The organism is Amycolatopsis sp. PS_44_ISF1 (genome assembly GCF_032335455.1).
Taxonomy (GTDB): domain Bacteria; phylum Actinomycetota; class Actinomycetes; order Mycobacteriales; family Pseudonocardiaceae; genus Amycolatopsis.
On record NZ_JANUXO010000001.1, the window covers coordinates 2,968,497 to 2,982,050 of the forward strand.

At 72.4% G+C, this 13,554-nt stretch carries 14 protein-coding genes; 7 read left to right on the top strand and 7 right to left on the bottom strand.

Going from position 1 to position 13,554, the window contains the following annotated elements; translation table 11 throughout:
- Positions 1-16 precede the first annotated feature (16 nt).
- Positions 17-1,117, bottom strand: coding sequence for an FAD-dependent monooxygenase (locus NYF13_RS13435; RefSeq protein ID WP_315656670.1), 1,101 nt, complete (start codon positions 1,115-1,117; stop codon positions 17-19).
- Positions 1,118-1,203: 86 nt separating this feature from the next.
- Here NYF13_RS13435 and NYF13_RS13440 point away from each other — a divergent pair, with 86 nt between their 5' ends.
- From NYF13_RS13440 to NYF13_RS13450, 3 genes are all read left to right on the top strand, one after another.
- Positions 1,204-2,082 (top strand): LysR family transcriptional regulator, encoded by an 879-nt coding sequence (locus NYF13_RS13440; RefSeq protein ID WP_315656671.1) that lies wholly within the window; start codon positions 1,204-1,206, stop codon positions 2,080-2,082.
- 115 nt (positions 2,083-2,197) lie between these two features.
- Entirely contained in the window at positions 2,198-3,538 is a 1,341-nt protein-coding gene (locus tag NYF13_RS13445; protein WP_315656672.1) for a M14 family zinc carboxypeptidase, read from the top strand.
- 113 nt (positions 3,539-3,651) lie between these two features.
- Entirely contained in the window at positions 3,652-4,494 is an 843-nt protein-coding gene (locus NYF13_RS13450) for a DUF1932 domain-containing protein (protein ID WP_315656673.1), read from the top strand.
- Between the two features lie 95 nt (positions 4,495-4,589).
- Here NYF13_RS13450 and NYF13_RS13455 read toward each other — a convergent pair whose 3' ends face one another.
- From NYF13_RS13455 to NYF13_RS13470, 4 genes are all read right to left on the bottom strand, one after another.
- Positions 4,590-4,883 (bottom strand): hypothetical protein, encoded by a 294-nt coding sequence (locus NYF13_RS13455; RefSeq protein ID WP_315656674.1) that lies wholly within the window; start codon positions 4,881-4,883, stop codon positions 4,590-4,592.
- Positions 4,884-5,452: 569 nt separating this feature from the next.
- A complete protein-coding gene (locus NYF13_RS13460; RefSeq protein WP_315656675.1) occupies positions 5,453-6,181 on the bottom strand; it encodes an SDR family oxidoreductase in 729 nt (242 codons plus the stop codon).
- A 59-nt stretch (positions 6,182-6,240) separates the two neighbouring features.
- Positions 6,241-7,101 (bottom strand): helix-turn-helix transcriptional regulator, encoded by an 861-nt coding sequence (locus NYF13_RS13465; RefSeq protein WP_315656677.1) that lies wholly within the window; start codon positions 7,099-7,101, stop codon positions 6,241-6,243.
- 127 nt (positions 7,102-7,228) lie between these two features.
- Positions 7,229-7,978, bottom strand: a complete 750-nt coding sequence (locus tag NYF13_RS13470) for a LysR family substrate-binding domain-containing protein (RefSeq protein WP_315656678.1) — start codon at positions 7,976-7,978, stop codon at positions 7,229-7,231.
- A 58-nt stretch (positions 7,979-8,036) separates the two neighbouring features.
- Here NYF13_RS13470 and NYF13_RS13475 point away from each other — a divergent pair, with 58 nt between their 5' ends.
- On the top strand, positions 8,037-8,426 hold the full coding sequence (locus NYF13_RS13475; RefSeq protein ID WP_315656679.1) for a DUF5997 family protein: 390 nt from the start codon (positions 8,037-8,039) through the stop codon (positions 8,424-8,426).
- A gap of 136 nt (positions 8,427-8,562) precedes the next feature.
- Here the strand turns inward: NYF13_RS13475 and NYF13_RS13480 are convergent, their stop codons facing one another.
- Complete coding sequence (locus tag NYF13_RS13480) at positions 8,563-8,958, bottom strand: Lsr2 family protein (protein WP_315657334.1); 396 nt, start codon at positions 8,956-8,958, stop codon at positions 8,563-8,565.
- Positions 8,959-9,597: 639 nt separating this feature from the next.
- On the opposite strand from NYF13_RS13480, the gene NYF13_RS13485 reads away from it, so the two are divergent.
- Together NYF13_RS13485 and NYF13_RS13490 are read left to right on the top strand one after the other, a co-directional pair.
- Positions 9,598-10,485, top strand: coding sequence for a TIGR03560 family F420-dependent LLM class oxidoreductase (locus NYF13_RS13485; protein WP_315656680.1), 888 nt, complete (start codon positions 9,598-9,600; stop codon positions 10,483-10,485).
- Positions 10,486-10,591: 106 nt separating this feature from the next.
- Entirely contained in the window at positions 10,592-11,464 is an 873-nt protein-coding gene (locus tag NYF13_RS13490) for an alpha/beta hydrolase (protein ID WP_315656681.1), read from the top strand.
- 124 nt (positions 11,465-11,588) lie between these two features.
- Here NYF13_RS13490 and NYF13_RS13495 read toward each other — a convergent pair whose 3' ends face one another.
- Positions 11,589-12,725, bottom strand: coding sequence for an erythromycin esterase family protein (locus NYF13_RS13495; RefSeq protein WP_315656682.1), 1,137 nt, complete (start codon positions 12,723-12,725; stop codon positions 11,589-11,591).
- A gap of 81 nt (positions 12,726-12,806) precedes the next feature.
- Here NYF13_RS13495 and NYF13_RS13500 point away from each other — a divergent pair, with 81 nt between their 5' ends.
- A complete protein-coding gene (locus NYF13_RS13500) occupies positions 12,807-13,505 on the top strand; it encodes a TioE family transcriptional regulator (RefSeq protein WP_315656683.1) in 699 nt (232 codons plus the stop codon).
- Positions 13,506-13,554 lie beyond the last annotated feature (49 nt).

Consider the following 13,554-nt stretch of genomic DNA (forward strand, 5'->3'; position numbering starts at 1 on the left):
GAGGGCGGTGGCGACCTCACCGGCCGAGCGGCGTCGTGGTCAGCATCCAGTGGCTGAACGCGGCGTAACGCTCGGCGAACTCGGCCGCCCCGGTGACGGTTTCGACGTCCGCGGAGAACTTTCGCACCCGTTCGAACCGCTCCATCCGCGGCTGTTCGTAGCTCTTCAACGCCTCGGTCAGGTCCGGCGTGGTCTTCAGAGCCGTGCGGAGCACACCGGCGTCCTCGATCCCAAGGGTGCCGCCCGCGGCGATGTGCGGCGAGAGACCGTGGGCGGCGTCGCCGATGAGGGCGACGCGGCGGCCGGTCCACCTCGGCAGCGGGGGCACGAGCGTGATCCGGTTCTCCAGGATCGCCGCCTCGGGGGTTTCGGCGATCATGCGCAGGAGTTCGCCGTGCCAGCCCGCTCCGGCGAGGTGCCGGGCGCGGGCCAGGGCCCGGTCACGCTTGCCGCCGGTCCTCGGGCCGGCCTCGAACTGGTTGACCATCCACATCGTCCGGCCCTCGGCGACGCGGGTGTAGCCGCCGCGCGTGCGCTCGGGACCGATGGTCACCACGGTGCCTTCGGGCTTTTCGTCACCGCTCGGGACGATCGCGCGCCAGGCGTAGTGGTCGCCGTGCGGCTGGGCGTCGCTGCCCGGAAGCAGGTGCGCGCGGACCGGTGAGTGGACGCCGTCCGCGCCGATCAGGAGATCGGCGGCCAGGCGCCCGCCGTCGCCGAGGTGGACGACGACCTCGTGGTCGCGTTCTTCGAACCCGGTCACGCGGGCGGAGAGCCGGATCCGGTCCGGGCCGACGAACCCGGCCAGCAGGGTGTTCAGCGCCGGGCGGGGGACCAGCCGGAATTCGTGGTCGCTGTCGCCGTACCCCTTGGCCCGCAAGGACTTCCCGGACGGGTCGAAGAACCGGAGGTGGACCGGCTGCCCCAGCCCGCGGACCTCGGCGCCGATCCCGGCCTCGTCGAACACGCGCAGCGCGTTCTCCCACAGCCCGATCCCGGCCCCGGCCGCGCGGATCTCCGTCGCCTGCTCCAGAACGGTGACTTCGTGGCCGAGCGGCCGCAGCGCCGCCGCGGTGGTGAGTCCGACCAGGCCGCCGCCCGCGATCACGATGTGCATCGTGGTGCTCCTTCCGCTGTGACTCCAGTGAAGGAGACTGCCGTTATGATTGCCAATGCATACTGCTGATCCTTAGCATTACCCTCATGCATCTGGACCTGAATCTGCTGGTCGCGCTGGACGCTCTGCTCGACGAGCGCAGCGTCGGCGCCGCCGCGGACCGGCTCCACCTGTCGCAGCCGGCCATGAGCCGGACCCTGGGGCGGATCCGGCGCGCGACCGGCGACGCGATCCTGGTCCGCTCCGGCCGCTTGATGCTGACCACGCCCTACGCCGAGCAGATCCGCGACGAGGTGCACCAGCTCGTCGTGCGGGCCGAGACCATCTTCACCGCGGACCGGGAGCTGGATCTGGCCACAGTGGACCGGACGTTCACCTTGCTGTGCAACGACATCGTCGCCGGTGCGCTGGTGCCGCGGCTCACCGCGCGGCTGGCCGAGGCCGCGCCGGGGATCGGGCTGCGGGTGCTCGGCGAAGCGGGTACGACCGTCGACGAACTGCGCCGCGGCCACGTCGACCTGCGGCTGAGCGACGAGACCACGCACCCCGCCGACGTGCGCTCGACGACCGTGCTGACCGACCGCCTGGTCGCCGTCGCCCGCCGGGACCTGGACGGAACTCCGGCCGGGTTCACCGCGCTGCCGCACGTGGTCGTCTCCCGCCGGGGGCGCCGGCGCGACCGCGTCGACGAACTCCTGGAAGCGCGGGGGTTCAGCCGGCGCGTGGTGCTCACGGTGCCGACCTTGGCCCTGGCGGTGCAGGCGGTCACCGCGGCCGACCTGATCACCGTCGTCCCGGAGCGGCTGGCGGCCCACCAGCTCGGACCGGACCTGCGGAGCCACCCCCTGCCGGTGCCGGCCCCGGAGGTCCCGGCGGTGATGGCCTGGCACGCGCGCCACGACCGCGACACCGCGCACCGGTGGCTGCGGGCGAGCGTCCGCCACGTCCTCACCTCGGCGGAGTGAGCCGGAGAACCGACTTTCGGGGGTATGGCCGGTTTGTCCAGCGCGGCCACACTGGGCGCAGCAGCAGGTAATCGCGTGAACACGTTCTTCGCCCCTGCGTCCCCGAGGAGTGCCGATGACGTCCAGGTCCCTGTTCCGGATCGCGCTCGCCGCCGGGCTGGCGCTGAGCGGGGTGCTCGCCGGCACCGCCGCCGCGCAGTCCGCCGCCGCGCAGCCCACTGCCGGGGCGGCCCCGGTGTACTGGCGGGTGCCCGCCACCGGCGCCCAGGCCGCCGAGCTGGCCCAGGCGGGCTTCGACGTCGCCGATGAGTCCGCCGGCTCCGCCTACGTGGTCGGTGACCAGTCGGTCGCCGGGAAGCTGCGGGCGCTGGGCTACCGACCGGAGTTCTCCGACACCGTGTACAAGGACCTGTCCGCCGCCTCGCCGAACACGGCCGCGGCGGACACCTTCTACGGCGGCTACCGCACGGTGGCCGCCCACGAGGCGCACCTCAAGCAGGTCACCGCCGCGCACCCCGACCTGGCCACGGAGTACACCATCGGCCAGTCGTGGAAGAAGACGAAGGGCCAGGGCGGGCACGACATGCAGGCGATCTGCCTGACCAAGAAGCAGGCGGGCGACTGCACGCTCAGCACCACCTCGCCGAAGCCGAAGTTCGTGCTGATGGCGCAGATCCACGCCCGTGAGCTGTCCACCGGCGAGCTGGCCTGGCGCTGGATCGACTACCTGGCCGACGGCTACGCCACCGACGCCACGGCCAAGTCCATTCTGGACACCACCGAGGTCTGGGTGGTCCCGATGGCCAACCCGGACGGCGTGGACATCGTCGCCTCGGGTGGGAATTCGCCGAAGCTGCAGCGCAAGAACGCCGACAACGCCCGCGGCAACTGCTCCGGCACGAACATCGGCATCGACGTGAACCGCAACTCCACCTTCCGCTGGGGCGGCGATTCGAACTCCCCGTGCGCCGAGACCTACCAGGGCGCGAGCGCGGGTTCGGAGCCCGAGACCAAGGCGCTCGAAGGGCTGTTCCGGTCGATCTACCCGGTCCAGCGCGGCACCGGTGACAACGACCCCGCGCCGGCCACCGCGCGGGGCACCATGATCACCCTGCACAGCTACGGCAACGACATCATCATCCCCTGGGGCTTCACCCCGTCGAAGTCGCCGAACGACGCGCAGTACCGCAAGCTCGGCGCGAAGTACTCGGCTTCCAACGGCTACCTGGTCGGCACCAACGAGGACACCGTCGGCTACGCGACCAGCGGCACCACCGACGACTTCACCTACGGCGCGCTGGGTGTCGCCAGCGTCACCTTCGAGGTCGGCGGGTCGAGTGGTTCCTGCGGCGGCTTCCTGCCCAAGTACAGCTGCGTGGACAGCACCTTCTGGCCCAAGAACAAGCCGGCCTTCATCGCCGCGGCGAAGGCGGCCGCGGCGCCGTACCAGCAGTGATCCCGCGCTGACCGGGCCCGGTTTAGGATGGACCCGCGCCGTTCCCCGTCCGGGACCGGCGCGGGTCCGATCCACGGTGGATCGCCGGGTGACGGGAAGACGAGGCGGCGGAGATGACGGATCCGGTGCGCCCGACCGTCGGCCTGCTGCACCCCGGGGACATGGGCGCGGCGGTCGGCGCGCAGCTGACCACGCGGGGCGTCCGGACCCTGTGGGTGTCCGAGGGCCGGGGCGCGGCGACGCGCAGCCGGGCGCGGGAGGCCGGGCTGGTCGAAGTGCCGCGGCCGGCCGATCTGGCCGAGTGCGGGGTCATCCTCAGCGTCTGCCCGCCCGCGTTCGCCGCCGAGGTGGCCGGGATGGTCGCGGACACGGCGTTCCGCGGGGTCTACCTCGATGCGAACGCGATCAGCCCACGCCACACCCAGCAGGTCGAGGAGCGGTTCGGTGACCGCGCGACGGTCGTCGACGGCGGCATCGTCGGCCCCCCGCCGAGGCGGGAGGGCGTGGCGCGGCTGTACCTGTCGGGTGCGAGAGCGCCGGAAGTGGCGGGGTTGTTCGAGGGCACGTTCCTGGAGCCGGTCGTGCTGGACGGGCCGGTGGGGCGGGCGTCGGCGCTCAAGCTGGCGTTCGCTGCGTACAACAAGCTGACCTACGCGCTCGCCGCGCAGTCGTACGCGCTGGCCGAGCGATACGGAGTCGGCGAGCAGTTGCGGGAGCTGGCGGGGGCGAAACTCGCGGGTACGCCGCTCGGGCAGCCGGCCGGGATCGTCTCCGCGGGTCAACGGGCCTGGCGCTGGGAGGGCGAGATGGCGGAGATCGCCGACGCCTGCGTCGACAGCGGGCTGCCACCGGACCTGCTCCGCGCGGCCGAGGCGTTGTTCGCCCGGTGGTCGGCTCACCGCGATGATCCGCGGGTCAGTGTCGAGCAGCTCTTGGCGTCGCTGTCGGACGGCTAGAGCGGGTGCCGCGGGTGATCGTGTCGCGGTGAAGGTGCGGGTGAGTCAGAACACCAGGCCGGACGCCGTGGTTTCCGACCGCCGCGGCGGCCCCGTCAGCTGGGCGCGGCCCCCGGAGCCGGCCGCTGGGCGCAGTGCTGGGCCCGCCCGATGGCCTCGGCGGCGGCGGTGGCCAGGCGGGCGATCTCCTCGCTCCAGCGGCGGGCCTCGGCCAGTGCCCGCGCGCCTTCGCCGGCCTGTTCCAGCTCGCGCCAGCCGGTCACGGCGACCGAGCGGCGGCCGGCCAGGGCCTCGTCCAGGACCGCGCGCATGCGGCCGGTCAGCTCGCCCAGGGCGTCGTAGGCCCGCCACACCGCTGTCCGGTCCGCATCAGGCGTCGGGTCGGGCATGGTGACCTCCTCGGAGACCGGGCCGCTGCGGAATTCTCCCGGCGACGCGAAGGGGCGACCGGAGGATCCGGACCACGGGCACCATCGTGACGCCGTTGAGGTGAGCATACCGAGCGCGTCCGCCTCGGACCAGGCACCGCGCGGCGGGCCCCGGGTGGTCCCCGGCACCCCGAACGCCTCGACCACCCGGTTCGGACCGCCCCCTTCGGCCGGACCGGGCCGCGCCGCCGCCGAACGGGCCCAGCTCCGGGACCGATGGCTCGGCCGTTGCGCCGAACCGGCGGATCGCGTCCTTCGCCGGATCGCCCGCCGCCCGGGGCCCTTCTCGGCCCGGTGATGAACCACACCTTGCCGGTCATGACGTCGTTCCGGCGGGCGCACAGCGAGGAGCAGCGGGAGTCCCGCCGCCGGGCGATCCTCGGTGCGGACGCCGCGCCGCCCCGCCGAGGGGCCGGTCGCCCAGGTCACGTCGAGCGAGCTGAGCCGCCACGCCGGGCAAGTCCACCACGTCGCCGAGCTGGCCGGACTGCCGCGCAAACGTTTGCCAGGGCCGGCCGAGACCGCGGGGTTCAGCGCTGCCGGACCGGGCGGACGATCATCTCGTTCACGTCGACCTCCGGCGGCTGGCCGAGGGCGAAGGCGATGGCGTCGGCGATCGCGCTCGGCGGGATCGAGTGGGCGCGGTAGGTGCGCATGGCCTCCTGCGCGCCGGGCTCGGTGATGGTCGACGCCAGTTCCGACTCGACCACGCCGGGGCTGATCGTGGTGACGCGGATGCTCGGATCGACCTCCAGGCGCAGGCCCTCGGTGATCGCCCGGGCCGCGTACTTCGTGCCGCAGTAGACCGCGGCCGTGGGCACGACCTCGTGCGCGCCGGTGGAGGCGATGGTGACGAAGTGCCCGCGGCCTCGCTGCTGGAAGATCGGCAGCACGGCGGCGATGCCGTGGAGCAGGCCGCGGATGTTGACCTCGAGCATCCGGTCCCACTCGTCGACGAGCAGGGAATCCAAGCGGGACAAGGGCATCACGCCCGCGTTGTTGACGAGCACGTCGACGCGCCCGTGCTCGCGCAGTGCGCGGCCGGCGAATTCGGCGAAGTCCGCGCGGTCGGTGACGTCGAGGCGGCAGACCTCGATGCTGCCTCCGTCCGCACGGACTTCGGCGGCGAGTTCGGCCAAGCGGTCTTCGCGGCGCGCGCCGGCCACGACGTGGTGACCGTCGGCCGCCAGGCGTCGTGCAGTGGCCTCACCGATGCCGCTGCTCGCGCCGGTCACCAGGATGACTTTGCCGGTGTTCATGACTGCTCCTTTTCGGGCAAGGCTCTGCCCCGGTGGGAATTGCTGATATCGGAAAAAAATCAGTTCTCGGTGAGCACGGTCTTCCCGGCCGGGCGCGGATCTTCCGCGGCGGCCAGGCTGCCGAGCAGCGTCAGCGCCTCCGCCGAAGGGCTGCCCGGATCGGCTTGGTAGACCACGAGCTGCTGCCCGGGCGCGCTGTTCACGGTCAGGGATTCGTAGTGCAGGGTCAGCTCGCCGACGAGCCGGTGGCGGAACCGCTTGGTCTCCCGGGCTTTCTGCCGGATGTCGTGGCGGGCCCAGAGCCGGCGGAATTCCGGGCTCTTCACCGAGAGCTCGCCCACGGTTTCAATCAGCAGCGGGTCCTCGGGGTCGAGGCCCGCCGCCGCGCGCAGTCCGCCGACCGTGTTGGCCGCGACGCGCTCCCAGTCCGGGTAGAACTCGCGCGCCCCAGGGTCGAGGAACACCAAGCGGACCAGGTCGCCGCCGTGCGGGTGGCCGCTGAACAACGCGTGGCCGAGGGTGTTGCCGGCCAGCACGCTCAGGCAGCGCCCGAGCACCAGCGCCGGGGTCTGCGGCCAGGCGTCCATCAGCTGCACCAGGTGGCGGCTGACGCGTTCCCGTGGCCTGGCCCGCCGCCGCGACGGCCGGGGCCGGGCCAGCTCGTGCAGGTGCGCGGCCGCTTCCCCGTCCAGTTGCAGGGCCTGGGCCAGGGCGTCCACCACCTGGGTGGACGGGTTCCGCTCGCGACCCTGCTCCAAGCGCACGTAGTAGTCGGTGCTGACCCCGGCCAGCAGCGAGACCTCCGCCCGGCGCAGCCCCGCCACCCGCCGCCGCGGCCCGGCCTCCAGACCCAGCGCGGCGGGGTCCAGGAGTTCGCGACGGGCCCGGAGGAACCGGCCGAGGGGGTTCTCGCTGTGCATGAGCCCAGGCTAGGGCGGCGAACCGGGCGGTGGGGTGGTCAAGGTGGCCGCCGCACACCCACCCTCCGGCGCGGTCGGCGGCCCGAATCCGGACCCGGTGCGCCCACCACCTCCGGGCGGGGAGTGGTCACGAGCGGCGGCGGGGCTTCCCGCGCTTGGGGGCGCCCGAGCCGCGTGGCCCGCCCCGGCCGTTCGGCTTGCCGCCCCGGACCGGTTTGGCCCCGGATCGGCGGTCCGGCTTGGCCGGCTCTCCGGCTTGGGCCACCGGCCGGCCGCGGGTGCTGTTCACGGTGCGGCCGCGGACGATGCCGATGAACAGCTCCATCAGATCGCTGGTCTCCTCGTCCGGCCAGGACAGGGCGACGCGGGATTCCGGGGCGTCGGTGAGGGTCCGGTAGGTCAGGTCCTTGCGGTGGTGCAGCCGGGCGAGCGACTGGGGCACGGCCACCAGGCCCACGCCCGCGGCCACCAGCTCGATCGCGTCCGCCGTCGTGGCCGGGCGCGCCCGGGCGGGCCGGCCGGGCGGCTGCGCCCAGTCCAGCGGATCGTCGAGCGGGTGCAGCACGACGTCCTCGGCCAAGTCCGAAACGGACACTTCGTCGGCGGCCGAGAGGAGATGGTCCTTCGGCACCACGACCACCGTCGTCTCGGTGTAGAGGGGGATCGCGTGCAGTCCGGTCCGGTCGATCGGCAGGCGGAGCAGGACCGCGTCGGCCTCGCCTTCGCGGACCAGCGCCGCGGCTTCGGCGGCGGGCGTCGCCACGAGGACCAGCGGGACGCGCGGCGAGCGTTCCTGCCAGATCCGCACCCACTTCGACGGCGTCACCCCGGGCACGTAGCCGAGCTTGAACGACGGGGGTTCCTCCGAGCCTGTCACGAGGCCAGATTACCGGGCGTGATCAGAGGTGGCGCACGCGCTCGTTACCCTGGTCGCCATGACGTCGCCCAAGTCCCCCCAGACGATGAAGCCCGCGACCGCGGCGAAGAAGCTGGACGTGTACCTCGAAGCCACTCCCGCCGAGTTCCAGGCGGGTGTCGTTTCGCGCGACGAGCTGAACGCCCTCCAGGCCGATCCGCCCGGGTGGCTGCGCGAGCTGCGCCGCGACGGGCCGCACCCGCGCTCGGTCATCGCGGCCCGGCTGGGGGTCTCGATCGGCGGCCTGGCTCGCGGCGGGGTCACCGAGGCCCTCACCACCGAGCAGATCGACCAGCTCAAGGCGGCCGGGCCGGACTGGCTGCGGCGCGAGCGCGACACCCAGGCCGAGGTCCGCCGGGAGGCCGCGCGGATCAAGGACCAGGGCGGACCGCGCCGTCCACGTTCCTGAGCGGCGGGAAAAGCGATTCCCGGCGGCGGAAAGCTTTTTCACCAGCGGTGTTCCCGGTCCGGGTGGACTGAACCGGAAAAGCGAGGGGTTCAGCCCACCCGGGCCGGGAAGAATTCCCGGGCGCGCACGCCGGACTTCAGGATTTCGCGCCGGCTTTCTTCGCCCGGCCTCGCCGGCGCGGGGCGGCGGCTTCGCGTTCGCTCTCTTCGAAGGCGGCGATGACCTCGCTGGGAATGCGCCCCCGCTCGGAAACCGACCAGCCGTTTTCGATCGCCCAGGCCCGAACCTGGCGCGAGCGCTCGCGGTCGGCCGGGGTCACGGTCGGCGAGGTCCCGCCCGTCGGCCGGACCTTCCGCCCGCCGGTGCGCCGGGAAGCCGCGATGTACCGGGCGAACTCGTCCCGCAGCGAGTCCGCGTTCTCGTCGGAAAGATCGATTTCGTACTGAACGCCGTCGAGAGCGAACGGCACGGTCTGGTGGGCCACGCCGCCATCGATGTCGTCCACCATCTGGACGAGGACTTTCTGGGCCATACCGGGTTTTTCCTCCTCGGTCATTTCGCCAGTAGCGCGGATCCGCGCGACTTCAGGCGAAGAATAACAGAAATCCACAGTGGTAGATGAGTCCAGCTCTGGAATCCACAGTGGATGCCCATATCGGCAACCGAGCTCGCGCGGTGGGGGCGGCGCGGGTGTCGGTCGGAAGTCCACTCGGTGAGAAGTCCACTGTGGATCTGCTCACGGTGGTCCGGGGAATCCGGCGCGCTCACCCTGGTAACCGTCGCCTCCGTCCGGCCGGTTGCTCCATTCGGCCCAATCCGCGGTCCGGCCGAGCGGAAGGACCGCCGCGCGGCGGCCCGTGAGCGTCCACAGTGGCCGGACTCCGGGCTCCGGGCCGGGCCGGGAGAAGGGACCCGGCCGCGCAGGGGTCGGACACGGGGAGGAGACCTCGCATTCGGGGGCGTGCGGGACACCGGGCCCTGCGGCGGTGGCATCGATCCCGGGGCTCACCCGGAGTTGTCGTCCGTACCGGCCACGTCGAACTCCTCGTCAGCGGTTCTCCCTTCCCGCACGAAAACCGGGAGTGCGCCCGCCGATCTCCGGAATTGTCGGTCCCCCGTGGCAGGCTGGGGACCAGGCGCGCGACCCGCGGGCCGAGGAGAGGAGGACTTCGTGGCGGAGTTGGCGGTCGGGGCGTGGCTGAGCCCCGGGTGGTCGACCGAGGACGTGCTCGCGGTGGCGAACGAGGCCGAGCAGGCCGGGTACGACAGCGTCTGGATGGCCGACCACTTCATGACGAACTCCGGGACCGACGAGGTCGCGGAGCCGGCCTTGCACGAGTGCTTCAGCCTGCTGGCCGCGCTGGCGGCGGCGGTGCCGAGGGTGCGGCTGGGCAGCCTGGTCGCCGGCATCACCTACCGGCACCCGGCGGTGCTGGCGAACATGGCGGCGACCATCGACAACGTCAGCGGGGGCCGCCTCGTGCTCGGGGTGGGCGCGGGCTGGCAGGCGAACGAGCACGCCGCCTACGGCATCGAGCTCGGCACGGTCCGCGAGCGGATCGATCGGTTCGAGGAGGGCCTGAAGGTGCTCCGCGGCCTGCTGAGCGAGTCGCGGACCACGGTCGAGGGCCAGTACTACCGGGTCACCGGTGCTCCGCGGACACCGGTGGTCCGGCCGCGGGTGCCGATCCTGATCGGCGCCGCCGGGGAGCGCCGGATGCTGGGCCTGGTCGCCGAGTACGCCGACGAGTGGAACTGCTGGTCCGACCCGGAGGTGTTCGCCCGCAAGTCCGCGGTGCTCGACGAGCACTGCGAGCGCGTCGGCCGCGACCCGAGGTCCATCCGCCGCACCACGCAGGCGGTGCTGACCGCCGGCGACGTGCGCGCCCAGCCGGGCCGGTTCGTCGTCGGCGGGTCCGTGGCCCAGCTCGTCGACGCCATCGGCCACTGGCGCGAGGCGGGCCTGGACGAGCTGATCGTCCCGACCTTCGGCCCGGTGGAGCAGGCCCGGGAGCTGTACGCGTTGCTGCAGCAGGAGGTGCTGCCCCAGATCGGCTGACCAGCGGGAGCACCGCCTCATCCTTTCTAACCTCTCGATGCCACTTGACAAGTTAGAGGCAAGCCTGCTTGTCTCTAACCGTCAAGTTGCGACGAAGGGGTTAGAAATGGCAGCCGTGCACCACCGCTACGCCACTGTCCGGGGCCAGGAGCTGTTCTACCGGGAGGCCGGACCGGCCGACGCGCCGGTGATCGTGCTCCTGCACGGGTTCCCGACCAGCTCGTTCATGTTCCGGAACCTGATCCCGGAGCTGGCCGCGCGCTACCACGTGATCGCGCCGGACCACCTGGGCTTCGGGCTGTCCGCCGCGCCGCCGGCCGGGGAGTTCGACTACACCTTCGACGCGTTGACGGAGCTGACCGCCGGGCTGCTGGGGCAGCTGGGCGTCGAGCGGTACGCGATCTACGTGCAGGACTACGGCGCCCCGATCGGCTGGCGGCTCGCGCTGGCCGACCCCGGAGCCGTCACCGCGATCGTCACGCAGAACGGCAACGGCTACGAAGCGGGTTTCATCGAGGACTTCTGGAAGACCGTCTGGGAGTACCAGCGTGAGCGCAATCCCGTCACCGAGGCGAACATCCGCGGCGCCCTGAGCCGGGAGAGCATCCGGTGGCAGTACCTCACCGGCGAACCGGAGCAGAGCCTGGTCAGCCCCGACACCTGGAACCACGACTTCGCGCTGGTTTCGCGGCCGGGCAACGACGCCGTGCAACTGGCCCTGTTCCGCGACTACGCGAGCAACCCGCCGCTGTACCCGGCGCTGCACGAGTACCTGCGCACCACCCGACCGCCGGTGCTGGCCGTGTGGGGCCGCAACGATCCGATCTTCGCGCCCGAAGGCGCCCGCGCGTTCGCCGAAGACGTCCCGGACGCCGAGATCCACCTGCTCGACGGCGGGCACTTCGTGCTGGAGAGCGCGGGCGACGAGATCGCCTCGCTGGTCCTCGGCTTCCTCGACCGCATTTCGATCCGAAACTAGGGGGCCGAGGTGATCGGCCCGGCTCTGATCGTCGGCCATTCCGGTTCCGTGGCGTCGGTGCGCGCTCGCCGCCGGATCGGCGCGGCGCCTGGCCCGGCGGCCGGTACGACCGCCGGGCGAGGCTTCAGACCCGGCTCGCGTCGCTGATGTGCAGCACGGCGTCAGCTCCGTCCACAGTGGCCGGATCGAGCGGGAAGTACCCCGTTTCCGGCCGGATGTCGCTGCGGGTGCCGGATTTCGGTATCGCGTCGGCCCTGGTGAGGGACCAGGTGGCGTCGGTCTGGAGCGCGCCCTCGTAGGTGTCCGCGGCGGGGGAGTCCAGGCCCAGCGCTTCGCTGCGGCCGATGCTGCCGGCGATGAACGCGTACCGGTCCTCCAGCAGGGACGAACCGATCGAACCGGCGCCGAACCAGGTGAGCCGCAGCTCCGGTAGCTCCCAGTGGCTCGGGCCCCGCTGCAGGTGCAGGTTGTGGGCGAAGACCAGCGTCGGACCGCGCCGGGCCTCGAGTTCGCGGATCTCGAGCAGGTTCCGGGCCATCAGCGCGTCCCGGAGGGCGGACAGGCGGGAGATCCGCTCGTCGCGCTCCAGCGGTTCGGCGGACTGCTTGTGGTAGCGCAGCAAGCCCAGGCCGCCGGTCAGCCGGGTCCGGGCCCGGACCCATTCGGTGCGCGAGGTCGCCGCGATCAGCTCCGGCGCCCGGGCGTACAACCGGGTGAGCAGGTCGTCGGCGATGGTGCGCAGGCGTTCGGCCTCCGGGGTGGCTCCGGGGGACATCGCGGGGTCCAGGATCGCCTCGGTACGGCTCCACCGCTCGTCTTCGCCGGTCAGCATCGCGAGATCCAGGTCCAGGCCCAGGTAGTCGCGGGCGTGTTCGAGGTAGCTCCGGGGGCTGGGCGCGTTCATCGTCTCGGTGGGGGTGTCGAAGCCGTGGAAGGCCAGCTTTCCTTCCGGTGGCCGGGTTTCGTTGTACTCGCGCATCCAGGAGACCAGGGCCCGGTTGGGTTCGAGGTCGCCGAAGCCGTGGGAGAAGCCTTCGCCCAGCACGGCGTCGAGGGTGCCGGTGCCCTGGTGGACGAAGTCCTGCACGGCCAGCGCGGCCACCCGGTCGGTCTCCAGGGCGATCGACCGGAACCCGAGGCCGGTCAGCCGGTCGAACAGCTCGTTGCGGACCCGGGCGAAGACCGGCTCCGAGTGGGCCGGCTCGCCGAAGGCCAGCAGTTCGCAGGAAGCGGGGAGGAAGGTTGCGAGGTCCGGATTCATGAGATTCAAGCGTATCCTTGAAAGCTCGGTTGAGACTTTCGCCGAGCGGACCAGGACAAGATGGGGTGAAGCTTCAAACCGGTGACAACCTTCAGACCCGTCGTCCTCGCCCGCGGGCACGGCATCTCGGCCCAGGCCGTCCGCAATTACGAGCGGGACGGCTTCCTGCCGCCCGCCGAGCGCACCGCCGGCGGTTACCGGATCTACACCGAGGTGCACGCGGCCGCGCTGAGTGCCTTCCTGGCCCTCATCCCGGCGTACGGCCGTTCGACGGCCGGCCGGATCATGGCCGCGCTCACCGGCGGCGACCTCGACGGCGCCCTGACCGCCATCGACCACGGCCACCACCGGCTGCTCCGGGACCGGGAAACCCTCACCACGGTGCGCCGGGCCGTGGGCCACCTGACCGCGGAGCCGGTTTCGGACCACCGGACCCGGACCGTCGGCGAGCTCGCGCGCCGGCTCCGGGTCACCCCGGCGACCGTGCGCAACTGGGAGGCGGCCGGCATCCTCGGGCCCGCGCGGGACCCGGCGACCGGCTACCGGGTCTACCGCGCCGCCGACGTCCGCGACGCCGAGCTCGCGCACCTGTTGCGCCGCGGCGGTTACCCGCTGGAGCACATCGCCACCGTGGTCCGGCAGGTCCGCACGGCCGGTGGCACCACCACCCTGGCCCGGGCCCTGGACGACTGGCAGCGCAAGCTCACCGCGCAGGGCCGGGCCATGCTCGACGCGGCCACCCGGCTCAGCGCCTACCTCGACCGGCTCGGGCTCGGCTGATCCTGACGCCCCCGCGGGAAAACATCCGGCTCGGGCGAACCGGTGCGCG